This window comes from Anabaena subtropica FACHB-260 (genome assembly GCF_014697105.1).
GTDB lineage: Bacteria > Cyanobacteriota > Cyanobacteriia > Cyanobacteriales > Nostocaceae > Trichormus > Trichormus subtropicus.
Genome location: NZ_JACJRF010000006.1, coordinates 183134 through 190058, shown reverse-complemented (window position 1 = coordinate 190058; position 6925 = coordinate 183134). Strand labels below are relative to the sequence as shown.

Sequence of the window (6925 nt, the reverse complement as noted above, 5' to 3'; positions counted from 1 at the left end):
GTTATGTTCATTGGTTTGAGGAGATAATGTTATGTTGACTATTTTAGGACTTTTGGAGTTAGTCTAACTAAGAATGTAAAGTTTTGTATCAGCTTTCAACATTTCTGGATTTCATGATTGAGCAATTGACAAAACCCATTCTCGTAAAAGTGGGTTTACCTGATTTGGTACTTCATCATGAGGGCAATGACCAGCTGTGAGAAAATGTTCCGTGAGTTCTGGATAATATAGGCGAAATTTTTGCGAACGTTCTTTAGCATTCATCCAAGGATCAGCTTCACCCCATAATAGCAACAGAGGACAAGTTAATTGCTTCAATAACACATCAACTTTTTCCCCTTGAGGATTGCTAAAGACCGAGAAAAATACATCCAACGCACCAGTATCGTAAGCCGGACGAGAAATTTCTTTTACTAATTGGTTTGTGACTGCACTTTTATCAAGGTAAACTTTTTCTAAAGTTCGGCGAATTACCCAGTCTTGACGCAGGTATTGAAATAATAAAAACTGGGCTAAAGGTTGTTTAAAAATTAACCTCAAACTATCACCCAGAAGTTTTTGTAAAGGGGAGAGTTGTTTGGGTGGCTGGATTTGTGATTGTAAAGTTTCTGGTTCAGGTGTAGGTTCCGTTTCACTAAATGGCCCCGCACTATTGAATAAGACTACACCAGCCGCACTGTCAGGACGTTGAGATGCAAGACACAAGCAAGCATAGCCACCAAGGGAGTTACCAGCTAACACTGCTTTTTGACCAATGACTTCACTGATAAAATCATGGAGTTGATCACGCCACAAGTCGCCACCATACTGTAACTTAGGTTTAGCTGAACGCCCAAAGCCCAAAAGATCAATGGCAAATACTTCAAAATCATCACACAGTCCTGTGATATTCTTACGCCAGTGGTCTGTAGAAGCACCAAAACCATGCACCAATAACAACGGCGGACGCTGCGGTTGTTTTTCTCCCGCACGTACATAGTAAATTTTATGCCCTCGCCACTGCCAGTATTGTCCAGGGATTGGATTTGTAGAAGGGGCTGTAGTTGCCTGCATATTACAAAGAAATGTTAAGTAGCTTTTAATAATTGTAGAGCAGGTACTGGGAAGTGAGGGGAGATGAGAAAGCAGAGGAGCCGAGGAGCATAGGAGAAAGAGCTACTGACAACTGACAACTGACAACTGACAACTGACAACTGACCAAAACGATGATTACAGGTAAAACTAAACTCTTAGGGGTAATTGGACATCCGGTGGAACACTCGCTGTCACCGGTGATGCACAATGCAGCAATAGCCGAATTAGGATTAGATTATGTATATCTGCCTTTTCCTATAGAACCAGAAAATTTAGAAGCAGCGATCGCTCTTTTAGCTAATATCGGTGTAGTTGGGTTTAGTGTGACGATTCCCCACAAACAAGCTATCATCCCTCTGCTTTCAGCAATTAGCCCCGTCGCTCAAGCCATAGGTGCGGTAAATACAGTTACCCGAAAAGATAATCAATGGGTGGGGACAAACACAGATATAGAAGGGTTTATCTCCCCTTTGCAGACAATATATAAGCAGGATTGGAGTCAGAAAACTGCTGTAATTTTAGGTAATGGTGGTGCTGCTAGGGCTGTGGTTGCAGGTTGTCATCAACTGGGTTTTGCAGAAATTCATGTAGTAGGGCGGAATGTTCAACGCTTAGAAGAATTTCGGCGCAGTTGGGAAAATTCACCCATTGCTGAGAATTTACAAGTGCATATTTGGGATAATCTTGCAAAACTCATCCCCCAAGCTGACCTACTGGTCAACACAACGCCGATAGGAATGTATCCTCAAGTTAATGAGTCGCCTTTGAGTGCAGATGAATTGGCGAATTTACAAGCAGGCGCAATCGCCTATGATTTAATTTATATCCCCCAACCAACGCAATTTCTCCAAAAAGCACAACAACAAGGCGCAATTGCTATTGACGGCCTAGAAATGCTAGTCCAGCAAGGAGTAGCCGCCTTAAAAATCTGGTTGCAGCAAGACCATATACCTGTAGATGTCATGCGTCAAGCGTTGCAGCAACATTTAGGATTGTGAAATGAGCTGGTAGGTACTTTATCCTGTTCCCTATTCAACTTGATTTCTTCGGCCAGCGCCAATTGTAGCGATTCCATTCGTAAATACCGGGAATTTCGTACTCAGCGCCGTTGTAGAAGCGCACAACGCAATTAGTATCAAGACTATCACCAGTACTGATTTCATCAATCTGAATCACAACCGCACCAAACCATTCCCGTTTGCAAGGGCCATCGTCTTGCACCCATTCCCACAGAGCATTGGAAACTTCGATGCGATCGCCTATTCTTAGTTTTAGTGCATCCTCAAAATAAGCATACTTGTCAAAATGATATGACTCAACACGGTTTAACCACTGCAACCCATACTGTTCTCGAATAAACTGCACATTTCCTGAATCTTGGTTATGCAGCCAGTCGTTGAGTAACTGCACCTTCCAAGTACGGTCTTGTTCTTCTTCTGTCTTGACGAACGCTAAAAATGTTTCTAATTCTTCTGGGGTGAGTTCGTCTAGAGGATTAGGAGCATCTGACTCTCTAGATAGAGATTGCCTTTGGATTTCTGCAACTAATTGCAATAATATCTCTTTCTGCCTAGCACTTAGAGGACAGCTAGCTGCATCACAACGATTAAAAGCTGTTTGCAAGACTGTAGCAATCTCATCTGGAGTCATAACTGAATTGCGATCAAGTATCTAATCTAATAATTATTACAAAAGTAAATAAAAGTCATTAGTCAATAGTCACCAGTCATTAGTTTTCTCCCCTTCCCCCGTCCGGTATAAAGTTTATGTATGTTTCCTTGCTACCTTATACAAATATGAAAAAGAAAAACAGTACAGCACTAATATTGAATTTTCAGCCGTTAGCTAGGTTCAACTATTCACGACTCATCACAACCGTTGTTATTTCCTGTCTCGTGGTCTTGATATCGTGGGTGTGGACTCCGACTGCTATGGCGCTGACTCAAATTAAACTATCTGACATTTCCTACCAAGAGTGTCCAGCAGAACTGGCAAAGGGTACTGTAACTAGCAATGGAAGTGCAGCAGCTAATTGCTTTATTGTCACAGGTAAAGCCGAAAATGGCACTTATAAGACGGTCTACGATGCAGATATCTACGGGCGCATTTATGATGCTAACAATGACCCGATATTACAAAACCGCACCCGTCTAGGTTCTATTGCTGAAGTTCCACCAGGAATCAGTGATTTTGAATTAAGAATTACTGTACCTGCAAATCAGCCTTTACCTCTGAAGCTGAAGCAGTTTAAAGCATCTGGGTTTAGCGCCCAAGTCCGCAAATAAAATTCCATTAATAATTATTTTATTAGGGTGGATTTGACCACCCTAACTAATATCGATTAGCCAAGACAAAAAGCGTTAATACGCTCCTAATAAGCGTAAAAGAGCCGGATTTGTGAGAAGTCCACTGACTACATTAAGTACTACAAAGGCAAGGATGGGGGAAAAATCCATACCGCCTAGAGGAGGAATAATGGAGCGAAATAGATTCAAGTAGGGGTCAGTTATCTGGCTCAAAGCTGCAAATGGTTGATTGTACCAGTTAATTTGGGGGAACCAAGTCAATAAAACCCGGATAATTAGCAAATAGCTATAAATGCTAATGAACGTAACCAATGTAGTAATCAGTAAAAACATGGATGGTTTAGTTTCCTAATAAGTGTTAAAGCGGTCTTATTATTGATTTTAATTTACTCTATGCTATGACGGATGTGGATAGTTGCCGCATTAACCGCCATTACCAGAAACCGAGAGTGGGGGGGTAGTAGCATGGTTAAATAAACTAAAAAACGCTTTAGATACAACTTTTTTAAGAATCTTTGTTGAGGGAGCGATCGCCTGTAGACTGAGTGGGAGAGCCATTGACATTTCCCAAATGCTTCCTCACTTCGTCTATTGTGGCATTTAGTTGGGCAATTTTATCTTCAAGCGATCGCCGAGCTGATTCCATTTCTAGGTTATCGTCATCTGGGGATATCATCCGGCGGCGTTTGGCTGGTACTTTTTTGCTTTCTCCTGAGCCGTTAATTAGCTCTTTCTCATCTTCGAGCAATTCCTCATCTCTTCGAGAAACAATCACGGCTCCGAGAATACCGCCTACTACGCCGCCGAATACTGCCCCTGCAAAAAAACCAGTAGCAAAACCATCACGCTGACTCATAATACCGCCTTGAAGCAACTTTTACATTAGTTAAGCTATTTTCCTTCCCTAGCTGCATACTAGCTCATGTCCCAAAAATGCGATCGCCTGCATCGCCCAATCCTGGGACAATAAATCCTTTGTCATTCACCGTTTCGTCAATGGTGGCAGTGTAAACTATCAAACCAGAATAAGCTGCATTTAATTTTTGCAAAGCAGGTGGAGCTGCCACTACAGACACAATTCTAATTAGAGAAGGGTCGATACCACGTTGTGTTAATTCTGACATAGCCTTCATGATAGACCCACCTGTAGCCAACATCGGATCGGTAATTAACACCCTAGTCTGAGGGTCAAATTTTTCTGGCAATTTGTTGAGGTAACAGGAAGCTGCCAACGTCTCCTCATCACGTACCAAGCCCAGGTGATAAATTGAAGCCAAAGGTAGTATAGTTTGCGCCCCCTCTAATAATCCTAATCCTGCCCGCAGAATCGGCACAACAGCCACAGGTATTTGGGGATTAATTACAGTCGCTGGACAGATATCTAAGGGAGTTTGTACTGTTGTCTCCTCTGTGGGCAACCATTCCCGCGCTGCTTCATAAGTTAGCCATCTACCTAATTCGGTGATGGCGCTACGAAATAAGACTGAAGGTGTAGCAGCATCACGGGCAACTGCCAGCCAGTGCTTAATTAGAGGATGGGGAGGAACGTAAACACGCAGTTGTACCGTCATAGCCAGAAATAGCCACTTTTAATTCTATAAGAACTGAAACATCATCATACTCTTTCTCGCAATTCATAATTCATAATTCGTAATTAATCTGGGTTTGTGGGCTTGAATCTTGAGACTTCAAAATTTAATGCAAAAGATTTTCATTAGTAGTTGACAAGTATTCTCAATCAAAGTTATATTATTAATCAGTGTTCTCCTCTCTTTAAGGATCGGCAGACGGGATTGGTCGGCGGTAGCAGACTCGTCCCTCTTTTTTGTGTAAGTAGAAACAACTATCGAGCTTCCTAAACAAGTGCTTCCGTTCATTAATTTGTAGAAACTGCGTAAGCTATATCTAAATAAAGGTATTATGAAATGCGGTTTGGCTGGTTAATTTCATGTAAGCGCAGCTTTTATGTCCGCATCCTCAACTAATTACCAAAATTCTTCATTTGATGTCATTGTGATTGGGTCTGGCATTGGCGGACTAGTTACAGCCACCCAACTCGCAGCCAAAGGAGCGAGAGTGCTGATCCTAGAAAGCTATCTAATTCCTGGTGGGAGTGCTGGCTACTTTGAACGTCAAGGCTATCGATTTGATGTTGGGGCTTCTATGATTTTCGGGTTGGGTAACAGAGGAACTACAAACCTACTCACACGGGCATTAGAAGCTGTAAATAGTAGTGTAGATGCGATCGCTGATCCTGTACAAATTCACTACCACCTGCCCAAGAGTTTAGACCTGAAAGTTGAACGGTCTTATGATAATTTTTTGCAAAATCTTGCTGCTTACTTTCCTCATGAACGAGAGGGGATTCGTCGTTTTTATGACGAATGCTGGAAAGTATTTAATTGCCTCAACCAGATGGATTTGCTGTCTCTAGAAGAACCCCGGTATCTCCTGCGAACGTTTGTACAGCATCCTCTGGCGTGTCTAAGTTTACTTAAGTATCTGCCTCAAAATGCTGGGGATATTGCTCGTCGCTACATTAAAGACCCCCAATTATTGAAATTTATCGATATGGAATGTTACTGCTGGTCTGTAGTTCCAGCAGAGATGACACCCATGATTAATGCAGGCATGGTCTTTTCTGACAGGCATTACGGCGGCGTTAACTACCCCAAAGGCGGTGTAGGTCAAATTGCTCAGAAACTGGTAGAAGGCTTAGAAAAAGCTGGGGGTGAGATTAAATATCAAGCCAAGGTAACAAAAATCATGACCGAAAAAGGCAGTGCTATCGGTGTAGAACTAACGAATGGTGAGATTTATCGAGGCAAGCGTATAGTTTCTAATGCTACACGGTGGGACACATTCGAGAAATTGCTACCTGTAGATAAAATACCACCTAATGAGAAAAAATGGCAACAGAATTATCAGAAATCACCTAGTTTTCTGAGTTTACATATGGGGGTAAAAGAGTCAGTCTTACCTCAAGGAACAGAATGCCATCACATTATCTTAGAAGATTGGCAAAACATGACCAAACCAGAAGGTACACTGTTTGTCTCCATACCCACATTGCTTGACCCAGAATTAGCTCCAGAGGAATATCACATCGTTCACGCCTTTACGCCCGATTGGATAAATGATTGGCAAGGTTTGTCTGCGAGTGAGTACGAAGCCAAGAAAGAAGAGACGGCTTGGCGCATAATTGACCGACTAGAGAAGATTTTTCCTGGTTTAGATGCAGGTTTAGATTACTTAGAAGTAGGGACACCCCGCACCCATCGCCGCTTTTTAGGTAGAGAAGACGGCACTTACGGCCCCATACCCAGACGTAAACTACGGGGTTTGTTGTCTATGCCCTTTAATAGCACCGCTATCAAGGGGCTTTATTGTGTAGGAGACAGTACATTTCCTGGCCAGGGTTTAAATGCAGTCGCCTTTTCTGGCTTCGCCTGCGCCCATCGCATTGCCGTAGATTTGGGACTGTGAAGAGTATAAAAAATTTAAAAATTTTCTGAATAATTGTTCTGGAAACTTAGCCAATTTTC

The 6925-nt window shown here is 42.3% G+C and carries 8 protein-coding genes; 3 read left to right on the top strand and 5 right to left on the bottom strand.

Going from position 1 to position 6925, the window contains the following annotated elements; genetic code table 11:
• Positions 1–111 precede the first annotated feature (111 nt).
• Complete coding sequence (locus H6G18_RS05785) at positions 112–1053, bottom strand: alpha/beta fold hydrolase (protein WP_190406134.1); 942 nt, start codon at positions 1051–1053, stop codon at positions 112–114.
• A gap of 152 nt (positions 1054–1205) precedes the next feature.
• Here H6G18_RS05785 and H6G18_RS05780 point away from each other — a divergent pair, with 152 nt between their 5' ends.
• Positions 1206–2072 carry a shikimate dehydrogenase gene (locus tag H6G18_RS05780; protein WP_190406133.1) on the top strand — a complete coding sequence of 289 codons (867 nt, stop codon included), beginning with the start codon at positions 1206–1208 and terminating at the stop codon, positions 2070–2072.
• A gap of 34 nt (positions 2073–2106) precedes the next feature.
• On the opposite strand, the gene H6G18_RS05775 is transcribed toward H6G18_RS05780, so the two are convergent.
• Complete coding sequence (locus H6G18_RS05775; protein WP_190406132.1) at positions 2107–2724, bottom strand: hypothetical protein; 618 nt, start codon at positions 2722–2724, stop codon at positions 2107–2109.
• A gap of 146 nt (positions 2725–2870) precedes the next feature.
• Here H6G18_RS05775 and H6G18_RS05770 point away from each other — a divergent pair, with 146 nt between their 5' ends.
• Positions 2871–3359: a biotin carboxylase gene (locus H6G18_RS05770; protein ID WP_242040199.1), complete on the top strand. Its 489-nt coding sequence runs from the start codon at positions 2871–2873 to the stop codon at positions 3357–3359.
• A 75-nt stretch (positions 3360–3434) separates the two neighbouring features.
• On the opposite strand, the gene H6G18_RS05765 is transcribed toward H6G18_RS05770, so the two are convergent.
• The 3 genes from H6G18_RS05765 to upp form a co-directional block, all read right to left on the bottom strand.
• A complete protein-coding gene (locus tag H6G18_RS05765) occupies positions 3435–3713 on the bottom strand; it encodes a YggT family protein (protein ID WP_190406131.1) in 279 nt (92 codons plus the stop codon).
• A 172-nt stretch (positions 3714–3885) separates the two neighbouring features.
• Entirely contained in the window at positions 3886–4236 is a 351-nt protein-coding gene (locus H6G18_RS05760) for a hypothetical protein (protein ID WP_190406130.1), read from the bottom strand.
• Positions 4237–4300: 64 nt separating this feature from the next.
• Positions 4301–4951 carry a uracil phosphoribosyltransferase gene (upp, locus tag H6G18_RS05755; protein WP_190406129.1) on the bottom strand — a complete coding sequence of 217 codons (651 nt, stop codon included), beginning with the start codon at positions 4949–4951 and terminating at the stop codon, positions 4301–4303.
• Between the two features lie 394 nt (positions 4952–5345).
• On the opposite strand from upp, the gene crtH reads away from it, so the two are divergent.
• A complete protein-coding gene (gene crtH, locus H6G18_RS05750) occupies positions 5346–6866 on the top strand; it encodes a carotenoid isomerase (protein WP_190406128.1) in 1521 nt (506 codons plus the stop codon).
• The last annotated feature ends 59 nt before the right edge of the window (positions 6867–6925 follow it).